Genomic DNA, 25,392 nt, shown 5'->3' with positions numbered 1-25,392 from the left:
AACAGCTATTTTCTAGGATGGTATTGTTGAACCACTTTCGTTAAATGGCTTTTATCTAAATGCACATAAATTTCTGTGGTTGTAATACTTTCATGTCCGAGCATGAGTTGTATTGATCTTAAATCAGCATTATTTTGTAGTAAGTGTGTAGCAAAGGAATGACGAAATGTATGTGGAGAAATGCTTTTTTTGAGTCCGATTTTTTCGGCCAATTGTTTAATGATGGTGAAAATCATAGCTCTATTGAGTTGTTTTCCTTTGTGATTTAAGAACAAAGTATCTTCGTAACCTTCTTTAATATGTATGGTTGGTCTAACTTCATTTTTGTATATATTAATATATTTTTTAGTAGCATCTACAATCGGTACAAAACGTTGTTTATCACCTTTACCAGTCACTTTAATAAAGCCTTCATCAAAAAACAAATCTGATAATTTAAGATTTACCAATTCACTAACGCGTAATCCACAACCATATAAAGTTTCAAGTATGGCGCGATTGCGTTCTCCAATTTTTACACTATTATATTCTTGGGCTAGGTCAATTGCATTTATAATTGAATCTATTTCTTTTTCAGAAAGTGTATCGGGTAATTTAATACCAATTTTAGGAGACTCAATCAGTTCCAAAGGATTATCTTCTCTGTAATCTTCAAAAATTAAATAATTAAAAAAACTTCTTAAACCAGAGATGATTCTAGATTGTGAACGTGCATTGGCCTGTTTGGCCAATTCATAAATAAATTGTTGAACAATTTCAGAAGTGATAGAAATAGGGGATTCGGATATTTGGTTTTCTTCCAGATAACGCATTAGCTTCTTAATGTCTAATGTATAATTGTCAATGGAGTTTTTAGACAGACCACGTTCTATCTTTAAATATAGTTGATAGTTTTTAAGTGCGTTTTGCCATTTCATGGATGTAAAAATAAAGCAAAAATATCAGATAGGGATATTAAAAAGTAACTCGTTGAAACGCATATTATTCAGATAAAACGTAAAAATTTAGCAGATTTCATTTGTTAATATGAAAAAAAATACCTTCTTTTGTTGCGAATTAACCAATCTAAATCATAAAAATTATGAAAAAATTATTATTATCCGCAGTTATTGCGGTATTCACAATGATTAATCTTAACGCTCAAGAATCAAGATTTGGCTTAAAAGCAGGAGCAGATTTTGCTTCAATGAAATTTAAAGCAGAAGGAGAGAATCTTTCTACTTCTGAAACAGGTTTTTATATAGGTGCTTTTGCTGAAATTGGAATTTCCGAAAATTTTATATTTCAACTAGAAGTTCTGTATGTTTCTATTGAAGATTTTGATCAAATAGCAATACCTCTTATGGCTAAATTTCCAGTTTCTGAGGAATTTGATGTATTAGTTGGTCCTGCTTTGGGGATTTTGCTCGATTCAGAAGAAGGTATGAAATCATTAAATTTTGGTCTTGAAGCAGGTATTGCTTATGACATATCTGAAGACTTCTTCATTGAAGCGAGATATAATTTGGGTTTAGCAAATTTGCTTGAAGATGCACCAAGCGATTACTCGGTTAAACTAAGTGGTTTTTTTGCAGGAATAGGATATAAATTCTAATAATTAAAGTAATATTAGAAAAACCGAAGCTAATCCCTTCGGTTTTTTTATGCCCAATTTTTAATATATTTACCACTTGAAACGAGCAATACTTATATGTTTGTTGTTAAAGACAATGTGTAAGCAAATTACATCTGATAAATATAAACTTACGATGAAAAAACTAATCATCATTAACGGTCCGAACTTAAATTTACTTGGTAAACGCGAACCAGCTATTTATGGAAGTTTAACGTTTACCGAATTCCTTGAGACTATTAAAGATAAGTACCCAAAAGTAAAAATCGATTATTTTCAATCGAATATTGAAGGTGAACTTATTGATAAGTTACAAGAGGTAGGATTTACCTATGATGGTATTGTTTTAAACGCCGCTGCATATACACATACGTCGATTGGCATAGGAGATGCCGTAAAAGCGATTCAAACACCCGTTGTTGAAGTTCATATTTCCAATACATTTAACAGGGAAGAATTTAGGCATACATCGTACATTTCTCCTAATGCTAAAGGGGTAATTCTAGGTTTCGGCTTACAGAGCTATGAATTGGCGATTCAAAGTTTTTTGTAAGCACCACCTAACCTCCCAAAAGGGGAGGAATTATCATTCTAAATAAAAAATAGCATAAATAAAAAATGCGATTCAATTTTAGAATCGCATTTTTTATTTATTTTATCCGACCGAGTAAGAGTTACTCCCCTTTGGGGAGGCTAGGAGGGGCTTCTTTTTACAAATGAATCACTTCATCATAAGCAGCGGCTACAGCTTCCATAACCGCCTCACTCATAGTAGGGTGTGGGTGTACGGCTTTTAAAACATCATGGCCTGTAGTTTCTAACTTTCTGCCTAAAACAGCTTCAGCAATCATATCGGTTACACCGGCACCAATCATGTGGCAACCTAACCATTCACCATATTTAGCATCAAAAATAACTTTAACAAAACCATCTGGATTACCGCTTGCTTTTGCTTTTCCAGAAGCAGAAAATGGAAATTTACCCACTTTAATATCTAAACCTTTATCTTTTGCTTGTTTTTCGGTTAAACCTACGCTTGCAATTTCTGGTGAACAATAAGTACAACCAGGAATATTACCATAATCCAATGCTTCAACGTGCATCCCCTTAATATTTTCAACACATAAAATACCTTCTGCAGATGCTACGTGAGCCAATGCTTGTCCGGGTGTGACATCACCAATGGCATAATAGCCAGGAATATTTGTTTTATAGAATTTATCAACTAAAATTTTGTCTTTATCAACTACAATACCAACATCTTCCAAACCTATGTTTTCAATATTGGTTTTAATACCTACGGCAGATAAAATAATATCAGCTTCAAGAATTTCTTCGCCTTTACTGGTTTTTACCGTCGCTTTAACACCATTTCCTGATGTATCTACTTTAGTAACTTCGGCAGAAGTCATAATATTGATACCACTTTTCTTAAAAGAACGTTCTAATTGTTTTGAGATATCTTCGTCTTCAACAGGAACAATGTTTGGTAAAAATTCTACAACGGTCACTTCCGTTCCCATGGAATTGTAGAAATAGGCAAATTCAACACCAATGGCACCAGAACCCACAACAATCATCTTTTTTGGTTGGGTTGCTAAGCTCATGGCTTCTCTGTATCCAATAACTTTTTTACCATCCTGTGGTAAACTTGGTAATTCACGAGAACGCGCACCGGTGGCGATTATAATATGGTCGGCACTATATTCTGTACCATCAACATCAACTTTTTTGCCCGGTTTTAATTTTCCGAAGCCTTCAATGACATCAATTTTATTTTTCTTCATTAAAAACTGCACACCTTTGCTCATACCATCTGCAACACCACGACTACGTTTTACAACGGCATCAAAATCTTTATCATAATCTTTAACAGAAAGTCCGTAATCGCCTGCATGTTTTAAATATTCAAAAACTTGTGCTGATTTTAATAATGCTTTAGTAGGAATACAGCCCCAATTTAAACATACACCACCAAGATTTTCCTTTTCAACAACAGCTGTTTTAAAACCCAATTGAGATGCTCTAATAGCTGTTACATATCCGCCAGGACCACTTCCAAGAACTATAATATCGTATTTATTCATTACTTAAATTTTAGGTTACGAATTTACAAAATCGAATTCTAATAAAGAATTTAGAACTCCATAAATTTACATCTTTATGCTACCTTTGTGTTGTAAGCATTAATATATGAACATACCAAGAACAAGTTACCCAAGAATCGTTATCATTGGAGGTGGCTTTGCTGGAATTTCTCTAGCAAAAAAATTATCAAAGCAAGAAGTTCAAGTTGTTTTATTGGATAAACATAATTACCATACATTTCAACCTTTGTTATATCAAGTGTCTACTGGCGGATTGGAACCAGATTCCATAGCTTACCCAATAAGAAAGATACTTAAAGATTTTCCCAACTTTCATTTTAGATTGGCACATGTTAATGAGATAGATACAGTAAGCAGTAAAGTTATAACTGATATAGGAGAACTTAAATTTGATTATTTAGTGATTGCTTCGGGTTCTAAAACCAATTATTTTGGTAATGAACAAATAAAAGCGAATAGTATGGCAATGAAAACCATACCTCAATCCCTTAACTTAAGAAGTTTGATTCTTGAAAATTTTGAGGAGGCTTTGCTAACATCAGATTTGAATGAACGTAATTGCTTGATGAATTTTGTTATCGTTGGAGGTGGACCAACGGGTGTTGAATTGGCTGGTGCTTTGGCCGAAATCAAAAAAGGGATTCTACCAAAAGATTATCCCGATTTAGATACGCGCTTGGCTCAAATCAATATTATTCAATCGAGTGATTGTATATTGAAGGGTATGAGCGACCAAGCGTCCCAAAAAGCTGAAGATTTTTTAGAAAAACTGGGAGTTAATGTTTGGAAAAATGTTAGAGTGACCAATTATGACGGAAAAACGGTAACAACCAACACCGACTTAACCTTTGAAACTGCCACCTTAATTTGGGCTGCAGGCGTTATGGGAGCAACCATAAAAGGCTTGGATGGCGCTGAATTAATTACGAGAGGCAATAGGATTTTAGTTAACGAATTCAATCAAGTTAAAGGGTTTGATAATATTTTTGCAGCTGGTGATATTGCTTGTTTGGTTAATGAAGAATTTCCAAATGGTTTACCCATGATGGCACACCCAGCTATCCAGCAAGGCGAACAATTAGGCGATAACATGCTTAGGTTAATAGAGCAAAAACCTATGAAGCCTTTTGAGTATAAAGATAAAGGAGCGATGGCTACCATTGGTAGAAACAAAGCGGTGGTAGATTTAAAACGATTTAAATTTCAAGGGGTTTTTGCTTGGTATGTTTGGATGTTTGTACACCTGTTTTTTCTGATTGGTTTTAGAAACCGTATGGTCGTTTTTATTAATTGGGTATATAATTATATTAGGTTCGATAGGGAAGCTAGGTTGATTATTAGACCTTTTAAGAAGAAATTGAAAAAGTGATATTTTACAAATCATCCGTAAAATGACGTCGACCTTTTTCTTTACTGAATTTTTCTTCGTTATATTTTTTGGAATTACCTTTTGGAATGGATAACGATTGCCAATCCTTACCTTTTATAAGTTTTCCTAAAAACACAATTTGTCCAATATGATAAGGGTAAGTGGGCTAATTGCCTATTAATGGCTTCTGTTACGGTATGCCCTTGATGTCTAATGTAAATAATGCGTTCTAAATCAGCTTCCGTTAATTCATTTAAAGCACTGAACAAACAATTCCAACCTTCCTTCCAATCTGCAATTAAATCTTTTTTTGATGTATAAGTGTCTTCAAATTCGGAATCACGTTGTCGCCATTTTTTTTCGCCATCTTCCGTTAAAAATAGGGTCCATCTGCTTAACATATTTCCAACTAAATGTTTAACTATTATAGCTATAGAATTTGAATCTTCAGCAAATTCCATTTTTAATTCTTCAAAGGAGAGTTGATTAAACGTTTTTTCTCCCAAACTTTTATAATATTCAAATTGCTTTATGGCACTTATTAAAAAACTACTGTCCATCTTTTTCAAAATCGATGCTCCCTGAATTCACACAATATCTGGCACCTGTTTCTGTCGGACCATCATTAAATACATGTCCTAAATGTCCGCCACAATTAGAACAAACGATTTCGGTTCTTGTCATGCCATGGGTTTTATCCAAAACATAATCCACAGTGCCTTTAATGGATTTATCAAAACTAGGCCAGCCGCAGTGAGCGTCAAATTTACCATTACTTTCAAATAATTTTTGATTGCAGCCAGCACACGTATATATACCTTTTTCAAAGTGAAGGTTGTATGTTCCCGTATGTGGTCTTTCTGTTCCTTTTTCTCTTAGGATTCTAAATTGCTCTTCAGAGAGTTCTTTACGCCACTCGTCTTCTGTTTTGTTTATTTTGTATTTAATCATTTTTTGGTATGAATTTTAAAGCAACGCCATTGATGCAATGACGTTTACCAGTTGTATTTTTTGGACCATCGTTAAACACATGGCCTAAATGGCCTCCACATACAGCACAATGTTCTTCTAGTCCATAATATTCTGAACCATTTGAAATAATGACATTTCCTTTTATTTCTCTATCAAAACTTGGCCAACCAGTACCAGAATCAAATTTATGGTCACTTTTAAACAAAGGTGTATTACATGCTTTACAAACATAAATACCTTCTTTGTAGTTTGCATTTAAAGGGCTGCTAAAAGCCGTTTCAGTACCTTCTTCTCTCAGAACATGATATTCTAAGGCAGTAAGTTGCGATTTCCATTCAGCATCCGTTTTGGTCACCTTGTATGTTTTAGATTCTTTCTTAGTTTCCTTTTGTGCATTACCGTTACAATTTATTAAGACAATAGCAGAAACCAATAATAATATTTTTTTCATAGAAATTACATTAGTTTTACTTATGTCGATAATATACAACAAGCATTACGTATTTGTTCAATAAATATTTGAATTATATAATAAACAAAAAATTAAATGTAAGATACAAACGGAACGGTTTTTGTATTTTTATTAAAATATTTTCTAAACATTTTAAACAATGAAACTTAAAAACACACTTCTAGGATTTGCTGCCATAATTCTAATTTTTTCATGTGCAACCAATCCATTTACGGGAAAATCAACATTAGCGTTGGTCCCTAATTCACAGCTGTTCCCTTCTGCATTCGCACAGTATGATCAGTTTTTAAATGAAAATAAAGTTATTAAAGGAACAAAGGATGCCGAAATGATTACTAGGGTAGGTGAGCGAATTAAATCTGCAACAGAGCGTTGGATGAATGCCAATGGGCAACAAGGTTATCTTAACGATTACAAGTGGGAATATAATTTAGTAGATGATAAAACAGTAAACGCCTGGTGTATGCCTGGAGGAAAAATAGTTTTCTATACTGGAATTCTACCAATTGCTGAAAATGAAACAGCTATAGCAGCCATTATGGGACACGAGGTGGCACATGCACTTGCTAACCATGGACAGCAACGTATGAGTGCTGGGATGCTACAACAATTAGGCGCGGTTGCAGGTAATGTTGCTATTAAAGATGAACAAAGTAGAAACATGTTTAATCAAGCGTATGGTATTGGTTCCCAAGTTGGGGTGATGTTGCCTTTTAGTAGAAACCATGAGTCGGAGGCTGACAAAATCGGTTTGTATTTAATGGCGGTTGCTGGTTACAATCCAGATGAAGCAGCATCATTATGGGTACGCATGAAAGCTAATAGTGGCGGTCAAGCACCACCAGAATTTTTAAGTACACATCCATCAAACGATTCCCGTATTGCTGAACTTAAAAAACTATCCCCTTTGGCGAAGGAAGAAGCTAAAAAGTTTGGGGTAACAACATACAGACCTTTAGGAAAATTCTAGTTATATAAAATATTTAATTACTTTAGAAGCTGCTTATTAATGGGCAGCTTTTTTATTATGGTAATATTAGAAAAAGGAAACAAAAAGCTATTAAACGCTTGGGCTTTTTATGATTGGGCTAATTCGGTTTATAGTTTGGTTATTGCCTCAGCCATTTTCCCTATATTTTATGGAGCACTTTTTAGGGTTTCGGAAATTGAAAAAGTAGAGGTTTTTGGTGGCGAAATTGCTAGAGCACCATTAATAAGTTACACAACATCTTTGGCTTTTGTTTTTATAGCGGTTATAACGCCATTAATTTCGGGTGTTGCAGATTATTTAGGCAATAAAAAGATATTCATGAAATTTTTCTGTTATTTAGGGGGTATTTCTTGTATAGGCTTATATTGGTTTTCTTTAGATCAAATTTATTTCAGCTTAGTTTGTTATTTCTTTGGACTGGTTGGCTTTTGGGTAAGTTTTGCCATTAATAATTCCTATTTGCCAGACATTGCATTTCCATATCAACAGGATAAAATTAGTGCCAAAGGATTTTCTTTAGGGTATGTAGGTAGTGTTATATTGTTGTTGTTTAATCTGGCCATGATTATGAAGCCAGATTTTTTTGGAATAAACACAGATGTTGATGGCGCTGCAGAGATAAAAGCCATGAAATATTCATTTGTCTCTGTTGGTATATGGTGGATTGTTTTTAGCCAATATACTTTTTTTCATTTACCCATTGGAACCAAGAAAGAAAGTCCAAGAAAAAAAATTATTCTTAATGGGTTTAAAGAGTTGAAATTAGTTTGGAATCAACTAGGAGAAAATATAAAACTGAAGCGTTATTTAGTAGCGTTTTTTGTTTACAGTATGGCTGTACAAACAGTTATGCTTATAGCCACATATTTTGGTGAAGAAGAAATAGCTTGGGGAACTGACTCGGAACGTACCATGGGGCTAATTGTAAGCATATTGGTTATCCAACTTGTTGCCATTGTTGGTGCTATAACAACCGCCAGAATTTCGAGAGTGCTAGGAAACATAAAAACACTCATAATTATAAATGTTCTTTGGGCTATTATTTGTGTTTATGCTTATTTTGTTATTACGCCAACAGATTTTTATATAGCTGCTGGATTTGTGGGAATAGTTATGGGAGGCATTCAAGCATTGTCAAGATCTACCTATTCTAAATTTTTACCAGAGACTAAAGATACAGCCTCGTTTTTTAGCTTTTATGATGTGGCTGAAAAAATCGGAATTATTATAGGCACTTTTCTTTATGGTTTTGTTGCACAAGTAACAGGAAGTATGCGCAATGCTATCTTATTCTTATTTGTATTCTTTTTGGCAGGAATCATTTTATTGTTTCGAGTGCCTAAATTTCAGGAAATGAAATAAAAAAGCCTAAAATCACTGATTTAGGCTTCAAATATAATTTGGTCATCTTTAAGATTCTGTAGGCTTTTCAGCTTTTTCAACCTTAATTTTTAATTCATCTTTTGTTTTGTCTAAATCTATAAAAATCTTATCGCCATCTTGTAAATGAGAGGTAATAATTTCTTCAGCTAAGGCATCTTCAATATATTTTTGTATGGCACGGTTTAATGGTCTTGCACCATATTGCTTATCGAAGCCTTTATCAGCAATAAAATCTTTGGCACTATCACTAAGTTCTAAAATATATCCCAAATCTTTAATTCTTAATAGAAGTTTATTTAATTCAATATCAATGATTTTGTTGATGTCTTCTCTTTCCAAAGAATTAAAAACCACCACATCATCAATTCTATTTAGAAACTCAGGTGCAAACGATTTTTTTAAGGCATTTTCTATAACGCTTTTTGCATTGGCGTCTTCTTGTGATTTTTGAGATGCTGTACCAAACCCAATACCTGCTCCAAAATCTTTAAGTTTTCTGGCTCCAATATTAGACGTCATGATGATAATCGTATTCCTAAAATCTATTTTTCTTCCTAAACTATCCGTTAAATAGCCATCATCAAGCACTTGTAAAAGCATATTGAAAACATCAGGGTGTGCTTTTTCAATTTCATCCAATAAAATTACGGCATAAGGCTTACGTCTCACTTTTTCAGTTAATTGTCCACCTTCTTCATAACCTACATATCCCGGAGGTGCTCCAACTAATCTTGAAATCGCAAATTTTTCCATGTATTCGCTCATATCAATTCTAACTAAAGAATCATCACTGTCAAATAGTTCCCTAGATAAAACTTTTGCCAACTGCGTTTTACCAACACCTGTTTGACCTAAAAATATAAATGATCCAATAGGTTTGTTAGGGTCTTTTAAGCCAGCACGGTTACGTTGAATCGCTTTTACCACTTTAGCAACAGCTTCATCTTGACCAATAACTTTCCCTTTTATCAAATTAGGTAATTCCGCAAGTTTATTAATTTCAGTTTGCGCAATTCTATTTACTGGAATTCCGGTCATCATAGACACCACATCTGCAACATTATCTTCAGTAACAATTTCGCGGTGTTGTTTGGTTTCTTCTTCCCATTTTTCTTGAGCTATGGCTAATTCTTTTTCAATGCGTTTTTCATCATCACGAAGTTTAGCGGCCTCTTCATATTTTTGTTTCCTTACAACTGAATTCTTAGTTTCTTTAACATCTTCAAGTTGTTTTTCTAGTTCAAGGATTTGTTTAGGAACCTCAATATTTATGATATGTACCCTTGAACCAGCTTCATCCAAAGCATCAATAGCTTTGTCTGGTAAGAAGCGTTCGGTCATATAACGATTAGTAAGTTTTACGCAAGCCTCGATTGCTTCTGGAGTATAATCGACGTTATGATGATCTTCGTATTTACTTTTTATATTGTTAAGGATTTCAATGGTTTCTTCAACCGTTGTAGGTTCTACGATTACTTTTTGAAAACGACGTTCTAAAGCGCCATCCTTCTCAATATATTGCCTATATTCATCAAGAGTAGTAGCACCAATACATTGAATTTCACCTCTCGCCAATGCTGGTTTAAACATATTGGAAGCGTCTAAACTTCCTGTAGCACCACCCGCCCCAACAATAGTGTGGATTTCATCAATAAATAGAATAACATCATCATTCTTTTCAAGCTCGTTCATAACAGCTTTCATACGTTCTTCAAACTGTCCGCGATACTTGGTGCCAGCAACTAAGCTCGCTAAATCTAGCGTTACAACACGCTTATTGAAAAGAATACGAGAGACTTTACGTTTCACAATTCTTAAAGCAAGTCCTTCTGCAATAGCCGATTTACCAACTCCTGGTTCCCCAATAAGTAAAGGATTGTTCTTTTTCCGTCTGCTTAATATTTGGGAAACGCGTTCAATTTCTTTTTCCCTACCCACAACAGGATCTAATTTCCCTTCTTCGGCTTGAGCTGTTAAATCACGTCCAAAATTATCCAGGACAGGGGTTTTGGATTTTTTATTTGTTTTTCCTGCTGGAGAGTTAAAGAGATTGTCTTTTGTTGTGTCGTCATCATTATGTGAATCATCATCTTGAAAAGATTCTGATTTTGGTTCTATAAAATTATTGTCATTTGTAATCATAGACTTGAATTGTTCTTTAACATTATCATAATCAACTTTAAGCTTATTTAAAAGTTTAGTTGTTGGGTCGTTTTCATTTCTTAAAATACACAATAATAGGTGCGCGGTATTTATTGACGTACTTTGAAAAAGCTTAGCCTCTAAAAAAGTAGTTTTTAAAGCGCGTTCTGCTTGCCTAGTAAGGTGTAAATTCTTTTTTTGATTTGAAGATACGGATATAGCTGGGTTAGCAGGACTTAGTATTTCTACTTTACGTCTTAAATGATTCAAATCTATGTCAAGGGCATTTAGAATATTAATGGCTTTACCATTTCCATCTCGTAATAAGCCAAGCATCAAATGTTCAGTTCCAATAAAATCATGGCCTAAACGAAGTGCTTCTTCTTTGCTGTAAGCTATTACATCTTTTACTCTTGGGGAAAAATTATCATCCATAAATACCTTCTTTCTGCAATAAAAATAGTAAAACATTTTACTATGGGCAAAAACTATGCCTTAATAATGACTGTAAGTTGCTAATTGACGAAAAAAAGTTTATAAAATCAAAATTTTTAACATCATACTTATCAACGAAAAAGTAGTGGTTGATTGTTAATAAAAACCACGAAAAAGTAAGGTAAAAACACCTTGTATAACTATTGAAATGCGTATATTAGCACGTTTTGAAATACTCATAAAAACTTAATTAAATATCTATGGCAGAAGGAGAAAAATTGATCCCTATTAACATTGAAGATGAAATGAAATCGGCTTACATTGATTACTCAATGTCGGTCATTGTGTCACGTGCTCTACCAGATGTAAGAGATGGTTTGAAACCGGTTCACAGACGTGTACTTTATGGTATGCACGAACTGGGAGTTAGATCGAATACAGCACACAAAAAATCAGCGAGAATAGTTGGTGAAGTTTTAGGTAAATACCATCCACATGGAGATACTTCGGTATATGATGCTATGGTGCGTATGGCTCAAGAATGGAGCTTACGCTACATGCTAGTAGATGGACAAGGTAATTTTGGTTCAATTGATGGTGATAGTCCGGCAGCCATGCGTTATACGGAAGCGCGTATGCGAAAAATATCTGAAGATATGCTGGCAGATATTGAAAAAGAGACAGTAGATCATAAGTTAAATTTCGATGATACATTACATGAGCCAACCGTATTGCCAACACGTATTCCCGGGCTTTTAGTTAATGGAGCCTCTGGTATTGCCGTGGGTATGGCAACAAATATGCCTCCCCATAATATAACAGAAGTCGTAAATGGAATTATAGCATATATTGAAAATGCAGACATAGAAATAGACGAGCTCATTAAGCACGTTAAAGCCCCAGATTTTCCAACAGGAGGAACCATTTACGGCTATGATGGGGTAAAGGAAGCATTTCACACCGGACGTGGTAGAATTGTTGTACGTGGTAAGGCCATAATTGAAGAGGTTCAAGGACGCGAGTGCATTATTGTCACCGAAATCCCTTACCAAATTAATAAAGCAGAAATGATTAAAAAAACTGCTGATTTGGTAAATGAAAAAAAACTGGAAGGAATTGCTACCATTCGTGATGAATCAGATAGAAATGGGATGCGTATTGTTTACGTGTTAAAACGTGATGCCATACCAAACATTGTTCTTAATAAATTATACAAATACACGGCGTTGCAATCGTCTTTTAGCGTCAATAATATTGCACTTGTAAATGGGCGGCCACAGCTATTAAATTTAAAACAACTTATCCACTATTTTGTGGAGCATAGACATGAAGTCGTTGTAAGACGTACTACCTATGAACTACGTAAAGCAGAAGAGCGTGCTCATATTTTAGAAGGATTAATAATTGCATCGGATAATATAGATGAAGTTATTGCTATCATTAGAGCTTCTTCAAATGCGGATGAAGCCCGCGAAAACTTAATAAAACGTTTCGAACTTTCAGAAATTCAGGCCAAAGCTATTGTTGAAATGCGTTTGCGTCAACTTACAGGTTTAGAGCAAGATAAATTGCGTTCTGAATATGAAGACATCATGAAACTCATTATCGACTTAAAAGATATCTTAGACAAGAAAGAGCGTCGTATGGAGATCATTAAAGACGAATTGGCAGTTGTAAGAGAAAAATATGGTGACGAACGTCGTTCAACCATTGAATATGCGGGAGGGGATTTAAGTATTGAAGATATGATTGCCGATGAAAAAGTAGTCATTACTATTTCACATGCAGGTTATATCAAACGTACTTCCCTTTCAGAATATAAAACTCAAAATAGAGGAGGAGTCGGGCAAAAAGCATCAACTACCAGAAATGAGGATTTCTTAGAACATTTATTTGTCGGTACAAACCATCAGTACATGCTATTCTTTACCCAAAAAGGAAAATGTTTTTGGATGCGCGTTTATGAAATTCCAGAAGGCAGTAAAACCTCAAAAGGAAGGGCTATTCAAAATTTGATAAATATTGAGCAAGATGATGCTGTAAAAGCATTTATTTGTACACAAGACCTTAAGGACGAAGCGTATATAAATAGCCATTATGTTATCATGGCAACCAAACAAGGTCAAGTGAAAAAAACATTGTTGGAACAATATTCTAGACCTAGAACAAATGGTATCAATGCCATAACTATTAAAGAAGACGATATTTTACTAGAAGCTAGATTAACAACAGGCAATAGCCAAGTCATGTTAGCACTTAAATCTGGTAAAGCCGTTAGGTTTGAAGAAGCCAAAACCAGACCAATGGGCCGAAGTGCTTCTGGTGTAAGAGGCATCACGCTTGCTAACAAACAAGACGAAGTTATAGGAATGATTACCATTGAAAACCCACAAGAGGAATCTGTCTTGGTTGTTTCAGAAAATGGGTATGGTAAACGTACATATATTGATGACCCTGAAGATGGAGAACCTGTTTATAGAATAACAAATAGAGGAGGAAAAGGCGTAAAAACCATTTCAATTACAGAAAAAACAGGTAATTTAGTAGCAATAAAAAGTGTCACTGATAGTGATGATTTAATGATTATCAATAAATCTGGTATCGCCATTCGTTTGGTCGTTCAAGACTTAAGATTAATGGGTAGAGCAACTCAAGGTGTTAAACTTATAAACTTAAAGAATAATGACTCCATAGCCGCAGTAGCCAAAGTAATGCATGATGAAGACAGTGTGGATGAAACCATTGTAGATACTGATGATATAGATGGTGGCACAACTATTGATAATAATAATAATAATAATGAAAATAACATTGACATTTAAGAACCTAATATTTATTAAAATGAAAAAACAGATTATCATAGCTTTAGCAATTTCAATAAGCGCATTTTCATTTGCACAAAAAAAAGAATTGAAAGCCGTAGAAAAAGCTATTAAAGGAAACAATTATGCTGAAGCTAAGTCAGCATTAAAGCAAGCAGAAAGTTTAATGTCTGCTATGGATGAGAAAACTAAAGCTCAATACTATTTTCTAAATGCTCAAGCTTTATACGCAGGTGGCGCTGGGTCAATGGCTGATATTGATGCTGCTATTGAAAGTTTAGGAAAAGTTGAAGGTGCTTATGTGGCTGAAAGTAGTGAATTAAAGCAAACTATGGTCAATTCAATATTGACCAAAGGAAATGATTTATATGAGAAACAGGACTTTTCAACGTCATCCAAATATTTTGAAAAAGCATACAGATTAAGTGAACAAGACACAACATTCCTATATTATGCAGCTGTAACAGCTGTTAATGTAGAAGAATATGATAGAGCTTTAACATTGTATGAAGAACTTAAAAAAGTAGGATATACTGGTATTGAAAAACAGTTTTATGCTACAAACAAAGAAACTGGAGAAGAAGATATTTTAGATAAAACGGCAAGAGATTTATATGTAAGATCAGGAACACACACAAATCCAGGTGAGCGCTTAACAGAATCAAAAAAACCAGAGATAGTTAAAAATGTTGCTCTTATCTATGTCACACAGGGAGACAATGAAAAAGCCATTGCGGCTATTAAAGATGCTAAAGCTGAAAGTCCAGATGACGTTAATTTAATTTTATCAGAAGCAAACATTTATTATAAAATGGGTAATAATGAAGAGTTTAAAAAACTTTTGGAGAAAGCGACACAAATGGATCCAAACAATGCTGAGCTTCAATATAATTTAGGTGTATTATCTGCTGAATCTGGAGATGCTGAATCTGCAAAAAAATATTATAGCAAAACGATCGAATTAAATCCTGACTATGTTAATGCCTATATAAATATGTCCGCAGTTGTGTTGGAAAAAGAACAAAGTATAATTGAAGAAATGAATAATTTGGGCACTTCTAGCGCAGATAATAAAAAATATGATGAATTAGTAGAAGTTCGCAAAGGTGTTTATAAAGAAGCCATACCTTATCTAGAAAAAGCTTTAGTATTAGATTCCAAAAATGTTAGCGCAGCTTCAACACTAATGAATATATACAGTATATTAGGAGATACCGCCAAACAAAAAGAAATGAAAGATAAATTAGACTCTATAAATACAGAAAACTAAATATTGTCAAAATCTAAATTAGGCTTATAATCAATTGATTATAAGCCTTTATTTTTTTAGGAAATAAAAAATAAGTTTATAAACATCTATATTTTTAAGTTAGTCGTATATAATGAAAAATGGAAGAAACAGTAAATATAACCTTCCAAAAAAAAAATAACCGTCAAAAATAAAAGTAAACACGTACAACAAAAAACAAGTAATCATGGAAAACAACAAAAGTAGTATTGGATTAAAGGTAGGTTTAGGCATTGCTTTAGTCCTATTTTTAGCAACTGGGTTTTATACAATGAACCTTTACAAAAACAGTAAAGAAACCCAAAATGAATTAACTGAAGAAAAACAATTAGTAATGAATGATTTAAATGCTATGGCAAAACAATATGATGTTGCTATAAGTGAGAACAAAGTTGCTAATAAAGACTTAATTGAAGCAAGAGCGCGCATTCAAGGATTAATAGATTCATTAAAAATATCTGAAACTAATGTGAAAAGCTTGTGGAAATACAAAAGCCAATATCTTTCATTACAAAAAGAAATGGATGTATTAATGGCGCAAAATGATTCTTTAAAGGTAAGTAATTCATATTTGGCTACATCCTTAGATAGTACCAGAGTTCGTCTTGAAGAGCGCAGTATGTTTTCAGATTCATTGTTGGTACAAAATACAGCACTAGCTGAAGTTGTAGAAAATGCATCTGCATTAGGAACTGTTGGTTTAAAAGGTTTTGGTGTGATTGAAAGAACTTCTGGGAAATTAATTCCTACCGAAAGAGCTAGCCGTACAGATAAAATAAGAGTATGTTTTACTGTTGCTAAAAACAGATTGGTACAAGCTGGAGATCAAGAATTATATGTTCAAGTTATAGATCCAAAAAACAATACTTTAGGATTAAACGAACAAATAACGTTTGGTGAAAAAACTTTAAACTATAGTATTGTAAGCAAATTTAACTATGAAAATGATAACCTTAATGTATGTGAGTTTGTTGCATCAAAAGGATCAAGCGATTTTGCAAAAGGACGCTACACAGTAAATGTTTTTAATAAAAAAGATTTAATATCTACATCAGAGTTTACTCTGCAATAATTTAAAAAACATTAAATTTTTTACAAACCTGAAAGTTAACTCTTTCAGGTTTTTTTTATTTCGTATTTTAAAGAAAATGTAAGTATTATTTTGAATACTTTGCAATAGGTCTTTGAGTTATTATTGTATATTTATGTGTCTATTTTTAAATATTTACTGTTGAATAATATCATTTCTTTTTTTAATCAATTTTCAGATTTTTCTGAGGAAACATTCATAGAACTTCAAAATATTGCCAAATTTAAAAAAATTGATGCCGGTACACAAATAGTAAAGTTTGGGGAAGTTCCATCCAAGGTTTACTTATTGGTTTCTGGGGTTATTCGTTGTTATTTATCAACTGAATCAGGAAAAGAATTCAACAAAAGTTTCTATTTGCCCATTAATGTTATGGCTTCTTTGACGGCTTTAAAAAATAAAAGTGAATCAATTTTTACTTTTGAAGCATTATTAGATTGTGAAATTTATGAAGTAGATTATACAAAATTGATGAATTTGTGTGAAAAAAATCATGGTCTCAGTAAATTGTATACTAGTGTTTTAGAAGACGTTTATACCAAATATGAAAACCGATTGGTTGAACTAATTTCACTTGATGCAAGAGAGCGATATTTAGAATTAAGAAAACAAATTCCTGAAGTTGATGACTTGATACCTCAATACCACATAGCCTCATATTTGGGAATTACGGCAGTTCAATTAAGTAGAATACGAAAGAAAATGGATGGTCATTAACATTTGTTAATAAATAATTGAATTGATAATTATATTTTTACAATGATTTCCTCTGAAACAAAGGATTGATAGCTAACCAACCAAAAAACAGGTATTAAATTTTATACCTGTTTTTTTATTTTAGTATTTTGATATTATCATTTAAGACTTCCTACCATATCCTCAGGTTTAACCCATTCATCATAATCTTCAGCAGTCACATAGCCTAAATTTATAGCTTCTTCTTTTAAAGTAGTTCCATTTTTGTGAGCCGTATTGGCAATTTCAGCAGCTTTATAATACCCAATTTTGGTATTTAGGGCAGTAACCAGCATTAAAGAATTGTTAAGGAGTTGTTTAATAACAGCATGGTTTGGTTCTATACCAATGGCACAGTTTTCATCAAAACTAACACAGGCATCACCAATTAATTGAGCAGATTGAATTACGTTTGCTGCCATTACGGGTTTAAAAACATTTAATTCATAATGTCCTTGAGCACCACCAAAGCTAATCGCAACATCATTACCAATTACTTGGGCACAAACCATTGTTAGTGCTTCACATTGTGTTGGGTTCACTTTTCCAGGCATAATAGAACTTCCAGGTTCGTTGGCAGGAATGATAATCTCTCCAATACCACTTCTGGGGCCTGAAGCCATCATTCTTATATCGTTTGCAATTTTGTTTAAAGAAACGGCCAATTGTTTTAAAGCACCATGTGTTTCAACCAATGCGTCGTGGGCAGCCAAAGCTTCAAATTTGTTTGGAGCTGTTACAAATGGCAGTTCAGTAAATTTGGCAATGTATTCTGCAACACGTTTGCTATATCCCTTTGGAGCATTTAAACCAGTTCCGACTGCAGTTCCTCCTAATGCCAGCTCGCTTAAATGTGCCAAGGTATTTTCTAAGGCTTTCATGCCATGGTCCAACTGTGATACATATCCAGAAAGTTCTTGACCTAAGGTTAAAGGTGTCGCATCCATTAAATGTGTTCGCCCGATTTTAATCACATTTTTAAATGCTTCAGACTTAGATTTTAAAGTATCGCGTAATTGTTTAACACCTGGCAGTGTAGTTTCTACAATTTTCTTATAAGCAGCAATGGTCATTCCAGTAGGGAAGGTGTCGTTAGAAGATTGTGACTTATTAACATCATCATTTGCTTTAATAACCGCTTCGTCTTTACCAATTTCTTTTCCTGCAAGTTGTTGCGCTCTGTTAGCAATGACTTCATTCACATTCATATTGCTTTGGGTACCGGAACCTGTTTGCCAAATAACTAATGGAAATTCATTATCATGTTTACCTTCTAAAATTTCATCACAAACCTTGGCTATTAAATCACGCTTTTCGATAGGTAATGCACCCAATTCACAATTCGTGTAAGCGGCTGCCTTTTTTAAATAAGCAAAGCCGTAAATAATTTCTAAAGGCATAGATGCTGGAGCGCCTATTTTAAAATTGTTTCTAGAACGTTCTGTTTGGGCTCCCCAAAGTTTATCGGCAGGTACTTTTACCTCGCCCATTGTATCTTTTTCTATTCTGAAATTCATTTTAGTAATGGTTTAATTTGTGTGCAAAGTTAGCGGTTTTTGTCGTTAATTATATGATAGTTGTTAGTTTTTAAACAACTTTTTAACACAGAAATAACGCTTCTAATAAATGCTGATTTGATAAAAATTGGTATCTTAGCAAGACTTCAAATTGAATATTTATATCAAAATATCACATTTTATAGCAATAAATTAAATTAAAAATTATGGCAACAATTAGATTAGGAGACGACGCTCCAAATTTTACAGCTCAATCATCGGAAGGAACTATTAATTTTCATGAGTGGTTGGGAGATAGCTGGGGGATTTTATTTTCACATCCAGCAGATTACACACCTGTTTGTACTACGGAATTAGGTACAGTAGCAAAATATAAAGCAGAATTTGATAAACGCAACGTAAAGGTTGTGGCACTCAGTGTAGATGGTTTAGAATCGCATAAAGGTTGGATAAAGGATATTAATGAAACCCAACATACTACGGTTAATTTTCCAATAATTGCAGATGAAGACCACAAAGTCTCAGAGCTTTATGATATGATCCACCCTAATGCTAACGATAAATTAACGGTACGTTCTGTATTTGTTATTGGTCCTGATAAAAAAGTAAAACTTATAATCACATATCCAGCTTCCACTGGAAGAAATTTTGATGAATTACTTCGTGTCATTGATTCATTACAACTAACTGCATATCATAAAGTAGCGACACCAGCCAATTGGAAAAGTGGTGAAGATGTAGTTATTTCTCCATCTATAACAAATGAACAAATACCTGCTATGTTTCCAAAAGGGCATAAAGAAATAAAGCCTTATTTAAGAATGACACCGCAACCTAACTTGAATTAGATAACACTTTTGATAAATCTTAATTTAAGTATTGTATAACAAAAAGCTATATAGTATCTTTGTCTAATATTTTAAAAGATACACACAATTATGTTTGAATTTGATCAATATTTAGGTTTTTTAGCATTTTTAACTATTCTAACGATAGGTTTTTGGTTAATGATATTTTTATTAACATTCGTTATTCCTTATTGGATAGGTGGTTCTTTAATTGAAAGATTAAAAGAAATTAGAGAAGCAAGAAAAGCTAAAAGACAGTCTTAAGCAATAAAAGCATAATTATTTAAATATAAAAAGGGAGCTAATTTAATTTTAGCTCCCTTTTTTGTTGCTGATTTTTCATCAGTTTTCTTATTCGAATTGCATATCATCAAATTCGCCACCTTCGCCTCCTCCTTCTTGACCTCGTCGTTCTCTATTTTGTTCTCTTTTTTGTTGGTTAAATCTGTATGTAAAGGCTACATTGAAACTACGTTGTCTCCATTGGTTTTCGCCATATGTTTGAAATGTTGGTGTAGTAGTTTCAGAAATCATTACTCTACTATTAAATACATCACTTATATTAAAAGCAATTGAAGCATTGCTGTCAAATATATCTTTACTAAAAGCTAAATCAACAGAAGCCATACCTCTTCTTTTGTTTTGTGCATCTTCACTAGGTCCTCGATAGAAAAAACGTGTTTGCCAATCGATGTCTCCCGGTAATGTGTATTTACTATTGATTCTAGCAAACCAACTAATATTATCGGCATCAAAATTGGTTCCATTGTAATCACCTCTATTTTGTGACTGGAATAAATTAAAGTTACCATTCAAATTCCATTTTGTAGTAGGTCTATAAGTCAATGTAAATTCAAAACCTATACGGGTGTTAGATGCTAAATTGATAGGTGTGCTTTGCAGTACTTCTACCTCATCATCATACTGAGCAGCAAGACCACCATAACTAGGATCGTTTTCGCTAATTGTAAAGTCTAACTCAGGGAAATAATAATCACCAGTACCTTGTTGTATAAAATTAAATGTCTCTGTTGCTTTCTGATAATATAGCGAAGAGCTTAGCGTAAGTTTTCCAAACTCGCTAAGATAGCCAATATCCACTGTATTTGAATAACTAGGATTCAAAGCGGGATTTCCAATAAATTGTGTTGTAGGGCTTGATTGAGATGGGAATGGATTGATAAATCTAGAACGCGGTCTGCTTATCCTTCTATTGTAGCCAAGTGTTAAGCTTTGATCTTCTGTAATTTCGTATGATAAATTAAGTGTAGGGAACAATCCTAGGTAATTTCTCTTACTGAAATCTCCAGTTGTTACTTGGTCTACTGTTATTCTAGTTTCTTCCAAACGCAAACCTAATAAATATGAAAATTTATCTTTTATTTTACTTCCATATTGGGTGTAAGCGGCATTTACATGCTCTGTATAAATAAGATTATTGGTTAATCCAGTATTAATAACAAAATCATCGTTTATATAATTTTCTAGTTTGTAGTCGGTATCCAAAACATAAAAATTACCTCGATAACCAGCTTCAAATTGACTATCATCACCAATTGGCCATACATAGTCAGTTTGTAGTAATATACGTTTTTGATCTTCTAAAGTTTGAAGTCTTTGGGAAGGGTTATCGTCGTTTGTAATAACTCCAAACTCGTCTTCAGCACTATTTTCGTACTGAAAGTCAGTGGTCAATCTATGTTGTGAATTACCACCAAACTGCTTATCGAAATTAATAGAATACTGAAAAGTATTATCGCTCTCTGTTTCTGGGCTTAACCTAACAAATCGTCGTATTAAATCTCTATTTTCGTCTAATTGAAAAGTCTCATTTGAAGTTTCGTTTTCATTATCACTATTTCTTAATACAAATGAAGCGGTTAACGAGGCAGAATCGTTAATATACCACTCTACACCATTGCTTATTGTAAATCCATTTTGTATTCTATCTGATGTTCTGTATTCATTAAAGTAGGTACTAGGTTGATCACCATTAAATGTTTCTCTCTCAGACAATCCATTCCCTGGATTTTCTCTATAGTTATAGCTAGATGTGTTAAAAAAGTTAAAATCACCAGTTCTATAATTGACGTTTCCAGATACGCCATAGGTTGTAGGCGTACCAGCATTTAAAGTAACGGCACCATTCATTCCTTGCAACTTACTTCTTCTTAAAATGATATTCAATATACCTCCAGTTCCTTCAGCATCATAACGCGAAGAGGGAGCGGTTATAACCTCAACACGTTCAATAGCATCCGCAGGAAGTTGGCGCAACGCATCAGTAGAGTTTAATCCTACCAAACCAGAAGGTTTACCATTAATTAATATGGTAACATTTTGATTGCCGCGTAAGGCCACAGTACCGTCAACATCTACAGAAACGGACGGAACATTATCTAAAACATCACTTACGGTACCACCTCTTACGGTAAGATCTTGACCAACATTATATATTCTTTTATCAAGTTTCAATTCAACTGTAGTTCGCTCAGCTATAACTTCAACTTCACCAAGGGCTTCTGCGTCAATTTCTAAAGAAAAAGATCCTATGTTTTGAGATTCATTGATATTTTTATTTGCGATAGTAATTGTTTTAAAAGAAATGAATTCTATGGTTATATCGTAAGTTCCTGTATCTACTGGGATATTAAAATCACCGTTGGCATCAGTAATTCCTCCAGTAATTATTTTGTTCTCTGCTTTGCTAAAAAACACAATAGTGGCATATTCTAAAGGTTGGCCGGTTTCTTTATCAATAACTTTTCCAGTGATAATAACTTCTTTTGCTACTAATGACTGGGTTGGTGATTTAGATCCAATTATTGCAACTTCTTTTACTTCAGTTTGTGCTATTGATTTAAATGATAATAAACTTGTCAATAATAAAATTCCAAATGCTAGGGTTTTGTTCATCTTTCTGGTTTTAGCCATTAGATCGCAAAATTGGGGCAAGGTTTAGTTTGTTGTAGTTAAAAGTTTGTTAAATGAAAATCTGTCTAAGCATATATTTTGATTCTTTCAAAAAACAAAAATCCTTGCAAAGTTAGTTATGTAATAAAATATTACTCCAATCAAATAATTATAAATCTAATAAATGTAGAATATCATTTAAACAAATCCATTCCAGGAATGTTTGGCATACCTTCTTTGGCTACAGCAGCTAGTTCGGTTTCGTTTACTTGGGTAGCCCTTTCAATGGCTTTATTAAGCGTGAGTATCAAATAATCTTCAAGTTGTTCTTTATCGCTCAATAATTCGTCCGAAAAAGTAATCGATTTGATTTTTCTATTTGCAGTAATGGTGATTTTTAATAAATCATCATTGCTTTTTTCATCTATTAAAACGGTATCTAAGCGTTTTTTTGTGTCTTCAATTTTCTTTTGGGTTTCTTTAAGTTTACCCATCATATTCATCATATCTCCAAACATGTTTTTATATTTTTATATTCATTACAAAACTATTTAAATTTTATATTTTTGCCCACTTAATAAATCAGAATTAATAAAGCGTCATTGAAAAAGACAATTCCACCTCCAATAGCAAATAAAAAGCCAAAAGAGCTCAGTATTCATAATGATACAAGAGTAGATAATTATTATTGGCTGAACGACAAAGAGAACCCTGAAGTTATAGATTATTTAAATGCTGAAAACGCTTATACAAAGCAAGTAATGAAGCATACTGAAGGTTTTCAAAAAGAGCTATTTGAAGAAATGAAAGGCAGAATTAAAGAAGATGATACTACCGTACCCTATAAACTTAATGGCTATTGGTACATAACACGTTACGAAACAGGAAAAGATTACCCAATTTACATCAGGAAAAAAGATACATTAGATGCCGCCGAAGAGCTTTTATTTGATTGTAACATGATGGCAGAAGGCTTGGCATATTTTAATTTAGGAAGTATTTCCATTAGTCCAGATAACACCTTGGCTAGTTTTTCAACAGATATATTGGGAAGAAGACAATATACGCTTCGAATTAAAAACCTAATAACCGAAGAAATTTATCCTGATGAAATATTGAATACCACTGGTGGTTCCACCTGGGCAAATGATAGTAAAACGTTGTTTTATTCAATGAAAGAGGAAGTGACATTGAGGTCTTTCAAAATTTTTAAACACAAATTACATACAGATTCAAAGAAAGATATAGAAGTTTTTCATGAAAAAGATGAAACGTTTAACACTTTTGTGTACAAAACCAAATCTAAAAAGTATATTGTCATTGGCTCATCAAGTACGTTAACCTCAGAATATAGATTTGTAAATGCTGATACGCCAGATGGCTCTTTTAAAATTTTCCAAAAAAGAACAAGAGAACTCGATTATAGTATTGCCCATTATAATGATAGCTTTTACATTATAGCTAACTGTGATGGCGCAACTAATTTTAAGTTGCTAAAAACCCAAGAAAACTTAACAGAAAAAAAATATTGGAAAGATGTTATTCCGCATAGAGACCACGTTTTAATAGAGGATATCGAAATATTTAAAGATTATTTGGTTGTTAATGAACGTGAAAACGGATTGAACAATTTGCGTATTATGAGCTGGAATGATCAAGAAGATTATTATTTGCCTTTCGATAGCGAAACCTATACGGCTTATATAGGCAATAACCCGGATTTTGATAGTAATGTTTTAAGATATGGTTTTAATTCACTTACATCACCAAGCGCTGTGATAGATTATAATTTTAAAACCAAGCAAAGCGAGGTAATGAAAGAGCAAGAAGTCTTGGGAGGGAAGTTTAGAAAAGAAAATTATATTTCAAAACGGATTTGGGCAACAGCACGCGACGGTGCAAAAGTGCCCATGTCGTTAGTATATAGAAAAGACACTAAGTTAGATGGAAGTAGTCCGTTATTGCAATATGGCTACGGTTCTTATGGTTCAACTATAGACCCTTCGTTTTCAAGTCTTCGTTTAAGTTTGTTGGATAGAGGTTTTATTTATGCGATTGCTCATGTTAGGGGAGGCGAATATCTTGGGAGGCCATGGTATGAAAAAGGGAAATTGCTATTTAAAAAAAATACGTTTTATGATTTTATAGACTGTTCTAAGCACCTTATTCAAGAAAAATACACATCAAATCAGCACCTATATGCTTATGGAGGTTCTGCTGGAGGCATGCTTATGGGAGCCATTGTTAATATGAATCCAGAATTATATCATGGTATTATTGCGGCGGTTCCATTTGTTGATGTTGTTACAACGATGCTAGATGATAGCATTCCATTAACAACAGGGGAGTATGATGAGTGGGGAAATCCGAACGAAATTGAATATTACAACTGCATGAAATCATATTCTCCATATGATAACGTTATAGACAATGAATACCCTAACATGTTGATAACAACAGGCCTACATGATTCTCAAGTACAATATTGGGAACCAGCCAAGTGGGTTGCAAAATTAAGGGATTTAAAAAAAGATTCTAATAAATTATTATTGCATACCGATATGGATGCTGGTCATGGTGGGGCTTCCGGACGCTTTGAGAGTCTAAAAGAAGTGGCTTTAGAGTATGCTTTTTTATTAGATTTGGAAGGAATTCATTGTTAATAAAAAAAAATGTTTATTTTTGCTAGGTTTTA

General features: G+C 33.5%; 20 protein-coding genes and 1 pseudogene. 12 read left to right on the top strand and 9 right to left on the bottom strand.

The window, feature by feature from the left end; all coding sequences use genetic code 11:
• Nucleotides 1-5: 5 nt before the first annotated feature.
• Nucleotides 6-917, bottom strand: coding sequence for a site-specific tyrosine recombinase/integron integrase (gene xerA, locus CSW08_RS15055; protein WP_106660695.1), 912 nt, complete (start codon nucleotides 915-917; stop codon nucleotides 6-8).
• Nucleotides 918-1,081: 164 nt separating this feature from the next.
• On the opposite strand from xerA, the gene CSW08_RS15050 reads away from it, so the two are divergent.
• Complete coding sequence (locus tag CSW08_RS15050) at nucleotides 1,082-1,594, top strand: porin family protein (RefSeq protein WP_106660694.1); 513 nt, start codon at nucleotides 1,082-1,084, stop codon at nucleotides 1,592-1,594.
• 154 nt (nucleotides 1,595-1,748) lie between these two features.
• Nucleotides 1,749-2,165: a type II 3-dehydroquinate dehydratase gene (aroQ, locus tag CSW08_RS15045; RefSeq protein ID WP_106660739.1), complete on the top strand. Its 417-nt coding sequence runs from the start codon at nucleotides 1,749-1,751 to the stop codon at nucleotides 2,163-2,165.
• A 157-nt stretch (nucleotides 2,166-2,322) separates the two neighbouring features.
• Here the strand turns inward: aroQ and lpdA are convergent, their stop codons facing one another.
• The gene (lpdA, locus tag CSW08_RS15040) at nucleotides 2,323-3,699 is read right to left on the bottom strand and encodes a dihydrolipoyl dehydrogenase (RefSeq protein ID WP_106660693.1); all 1,377 of its coding nucleotides are present in this window, start codon (nucleotides 3,697-3,699) and stop codon (nucleotides 2,323-2,325) included.
• A gap of 106 nt (nucleotides 3,700-3,805) precedes the next feature.
• Between lpdA and CSW08_RS15035 the strand changes: the two genes are divergently transcribed.
• The gene (locus CSW08_RS15035; protein ID WP_106660692.1) at nucleotides 3,806-5,089 is read left to right on the top strand and encodes an NAD(P)/FAD-dependent oxidoreductase; all 1,284 of its coding nucleotides are present in this window, start codon (nucleotides 3,806-3,808) and stop codon (nucleotides 5,087-5,089) included.
• 4 nt (nucleotides 5,090-5,093) lie between these two features.
• On the opposite strand, the pseudogene CSW08_RS15030 reads toward CSW08_RS15035, so the two are convergent.
• The 3 genes and pseudogenes from CSW08_RS15030 to msrB (CSW08_RS15020) form a co-directional block, all read right to left on the bottom strand.
• Nucleotides 5,094-5,649 (bottom strand): annotated as a pseudogene (locus CSW08_RS15030) (DUF1572 family protein).
• Nucleotides 5,639-6,040: a peptide-methionine (R)-S-oxide reductase MsrB gene (gene msrB, locus CSW08_RS15025; protein ID WP_106660691.1), complete on the bottom strand. Its 402-nt coding sequence runs from the start codon at nucleotides 6,038-6,040 to the stop codon at nucleotides 5,639-5,641. The pseudogene CSW08_RS15030 and the gene msrB (CSW08_RS15025) overlap by 11 nt, the downstream one beginning before the upstream one ends.
• Entirely contained in the window at nucleotides 6,033-6,512 is a 480-nt protein-coding gene (msrB, locus tag CSW08_RS15020) for a peptide-methionine (R)-S-oxide reductase MsrB (protein WP_106660690.1), read from the bottom strand. Before msrB (CSW08_RS15020) ends, msrB (CSW08_RS15025) begins: the two co-directional genes overlap by 8 nt.
• A 160-nt stretch (nucleotides 6,513-6,672) precedes the next feature.
• On the opposite strand from msrB (CSW08_RS15020), the gene CSW08_RS15015 reads away from it, so the two are divergent.
• Together CSW08_RS15015 and CSW08_RS15010 are read left to right on the top strand one after the other, a co-directional pair.
• Nucleotides 6,673-7,503: a M48 family metallopeptidase gene (locus CSW08_RS15015; protein ID WP_106660689.1), complete on the top strand. Its 831-nt coding sequence runs from the start codon at nucleotides 6,673-6,675 to the stop codon at nucleotides 7,501-7,503.
• 57 nt (nucleotides 7,504-7,560) lie between these two features.
• Entirely contained in the window at nucleotides 7,561-8,886 is a 1,326-nt protein-coding gene (locus CSW08_RS15010) for an MFS transporter (protein ID WP_106660738.1), read from the top strand.
• Nucleotides 8,887-8,934: 48 nt separating this feature from the next.
• Here the strand turns inward: CSW08_RS15010 and CSW08_RS15005 are convergent, their stop codons facing one another.
• Entirely contained in the window at nucleotides 8,935-11,484 is a 2,550-nt protein-coding gene (locus CSW08_RS15005; protein WP_106660688.1) for an ATP-dependent Clp protease ATP-binding subunit, read from the bottom strand.
• 260 nt (nucleotides 11,485-11,744) lie between these two features.
• Here CSW08_RS15005 and gyrA point away from each other — a divergent pair, with 260 nt between their 5' ends.
• The 4 genes from gyrA (at nucleotide 11,745) to CSW08_RS14985 (ending at nucleotide 17,401) form a co-directional block, all read left to right on the top strand.
• Nucleotides 11,745-14,306: a DNA gyrase subunit A gene (gene gyrA / locus CSW08_RS15000; protein WP_106660687.1), complete on the top strand. Its 2,562-nt coding sequence runs from the start codon at nucleotides 11,745-11,747 to the stop codon at nucleotides 14,304-14,306.
• A 19-nt stretch (nucleotides 14,307-14,325) separates the two neighbouring features.
• Nucleotides 14,326-15,576: a tetratricopeptide repeat protein gene (locus CSW08_RS14995; protein ID WP_106660737.1), complete on the top strand. Its 1,251-nt coding sequence runs from the start codon at nucleotides 14,326-14,328 to the stop codon at nucleotides 15,574-15,576.
• A gap of 205 nt (nucleotides 15,577-15,781) precedes the next feature.
• On the top strand, nucleotides 15,782-16,666 hold the full coding sequence (locus CSW08_RS14990; RefSeq protein WP_106660686.1) for a chromosome partitioning protein ParA: 885 nt from the start codon (nucleotides 15,782-15,784) through the stop codon (nucleotides 16,664-16,666).
• 159 nt (nucleotides 16,667-16,825) lie between these two features.
• Nucleotides 16,826-17,401, top strand: a complete 576-nt coding sequence (locus tag CSW08_RS14985; protein ID WP_157831515.1) for a Crp/Fnr family transcriptional regulator — start codon at nucleotides 16,826-16,828, stop codon at nucleotides 17,399-17,401.
• A 137-nt stretch (nucleotides 17,402-17,538) separates the two neighbouring features.
• Here CSW08_RS14985 and fumC read toward each other — a convergent pair whose 3' ends face one another.
• Nucleotides 17,539-18,936 carry a class II fumarate hydratase gene (gene fumC, locus CSW08_RS14980; protein WP_106660684.1) on the bottom strand — a complete coding sequence of 466 codons (1,398 nt, stop codon included), beginning with the start codon at nucleotides 18,934-18,936 and terminating at the stop codon, nucleotides 17,539-17,541.
• A gap of 206 nt (nucleotides 18,937-19,142) precedes the next feature.
• Here fumC and CSW08_RS14975 point away from each other — a divergent pair, with 206 nt between their 5' ends.
• On the top strand, nucleotides 19,143-19,784 hold the full coding sequence (locus tag CSW08_RS14975) for a peroxiredoxin (protein WP_106660683.1): 642 nt from the start codon (nucleotides 19,143-19,145) through the stop codon (nucleotides 19,782-19,784).
• 90 nt (nucleotides 19,785-19,874) lie between these two features.
• Nucleotides 19,875-20,048, top strand: a complete 174-nt coding sequence (locus tag CSW08_RS18310) for a hypothetical protein (protein ID WP_203226910.1) — start codon at nucleotides 19,875-19,877, stop codon at nucleotides 20,046-20,048.
• A gap of 87 nt (nucleotides 20,049-20,135) precedes the next feature.
• On the opposite strand, the gene CSW08_RS14970 is transcribed toward CSW08_RS18310, so the two are convergent.
• Both CSW08_RS14970 and CSW08_RS14965 read right to left on the bottom strand, forming a co-directional pair.
• Entirely contained in the window at nucleotides 20,136-22,700 is a 2,565-nt protein-coding gene (locus CSW08_RS14970) for a TonB-dependent receptor domain-containing protein (protein WP_106660682.1), read from the bottom strand.
• Nucleotides 22,701-22,891: 191 nt separating this feature from the next.
• Nucleotides 22,892-23,215, bottom strand: coding sequence for a YbaB/EbfC family nucleoid-associated protein (locus CSW08_RS14965; RefSeq protein WP_106660681.1), 324 nt, complete (start codon nucleotides 23,213-23,215; stop codon nucleotides 22,892-22,894).
• Between the two features lie 84 nt (nucleotides 23,216-23,299).
• Here CSW08_RS14965 and CSW08_RS14960 point away from each other — a divergent pair, with 84 nt between their 5' ends.
• On the top strand, nucleotides 23,300-25,360 hold the full coding sequence (locus CSW08_RS14960; protein WP_106660680.1) for a S9 family peptidase: 2,061 nt from the start codon (nucleotides 23,300-23,302) through the stop codon (nucleotides 25,358-25,360).
• The last annotated feature ends 32 nt before the right edge of the window (nucleotides 25,361-25,392 follow it).

The sequence above is a fragment of the Confluentibacter flavum genome, assembly GCF_002843175.1.
Taxonomy (GTDB): Bacteria; Bacteroidota; Bacteroidia; order Flavobacteriales; family Flavobacteriaceae; genus Confluentibacter; species Confluentibacter flavum.
The sequence above is the reverse complement of the archived record's forward strand: the minus strand, read 5'-3'. Positions and strand labels throughout refer to the sequence as shown.

Excerpts from the sequence above, each read along its gene's own strand:
- xerA (WP_106660695.1), bottom strand. The coding sequence starts at position 917 with ATGAAATGGCAAAACGCACTTAAAAACTATCAACTATATTTAAAGATA.
- CSW08_RS15050 (WP_106660694.1), top strand. The coding sequence starts at position 1,082 with ATGAAAAAATTATTATTATCCGCAGTTATTGCGGTATTCACAATGATT.
- aroQ (WP_106660739.1), top strand. The coding sequence starts at position 1,749 with ATGAAAAAACTAATCATCATTAACGGTCCGAACTTAAATTTACTTGGT.
- lpdA (WP_106660693.1), bottom strand. The coding sequence starts at position 3,699 with ATGAATAAATACGATATTATAGTTCTTGGAAGTGGTCCTGGCGGATAT.
- CSW08_RS15035 (WP_106660692.1), top strand. The coding sequence starts at position 3,806 with ATGAACATACCAAGAACAAGTTACCCAAGAATCGTTATCATTGGAGGT.
- msrB (WP_106660691.1), bottom strand. The coding sequence starts at position 6,040 with ATGATTAAATACAAAATAAACAAAACAGAAGACGAGTGGCGTAAAGAA.
- msrB (WP_106660690.1), bottom strand. The coding sequence starts at position 6,512 with ATGAAAAAAATATTATTATTGGTTTCTGCTATTGTCTTAATAAATTGT.
- CSW08_RS15015 (WP_106660689.1), top strand. The coding sequence starts at position 6,673 with ATGAAACTTAAAAACACACTTCTAGGATTTGCTGCCATAATTCTAATT.
- CSW08_RS15010 (WP_106660738.1), top strand. The coding sequence starts at position 7,561 with ATGGTAATATTAGAAAAAGGAAACAAAAAGCTATTAAACGCTTGGGCT.
- CSW08_RS15005 (WP_106660688.1), bottom strand. The coding sequence starts at position 11,484 with ATGGATGATAATTTTTCCCCAAGAGTAAAAGATGTAATAGCTTACAGC.
- gyrA (WP_106660687.1), top strand. The coding sequence starts at position 11,745 with ATGGCAGAAGGAGAAAAATTGATCCCTATTAACATTGAAGATGAAATG.
- CSW08_RS14995 (WP_106660737.1), top strand. The coding sequence starts at position 14,326 with ATGAAAAAACAGATTATCATAGCTTTAGCAATTTCAATAAGCGCATTT.
- CSW08_RS14990 (WP_106660686.1), top strand. The coding sequence starts at position 15,782 with ATGGAAAACAACAAAAGTAGTATTGGATTAAAGGTAGGTTTAGGCATT.
- fumC (WP_106660684.1), bottom strand. The coding sequence starts at position 18,936 with ATGAATTTCAGAATAGAAAAAGATACAATGGGCGAGGTAAAAGTACCT.
- CSW08_RS14975 (WP_106660683.1), top strand. The coding sequence starts at position 19,143 with ATGGCAACAATTAGATTAGGAGACGACGCTCCAAATTTTACAGCTCAA.
- CSW08_RS18310 (WP_203226910.1), top strand. The coding sequence starts at position 19,875 with ATGTTTGAATTTGATCAATATTTAGGTTTTTTAGCATTTTTAACTATT.
- CSW08_RS14970 (WP_106660682.1), bottom strand. The coding sequence starts at position 22,700 with ATGAACAAAACCCTAGCATTTGGAATTTTATTATTGACAAGTTTATTA.
- CSW08_RS14965 (WP_106660681.1), bottom strand. The coding sequence starts at position 23,215 with ATGTTTGGAGATATGATGAATATGATGGGTAAACTTAAAGAAACCCAA.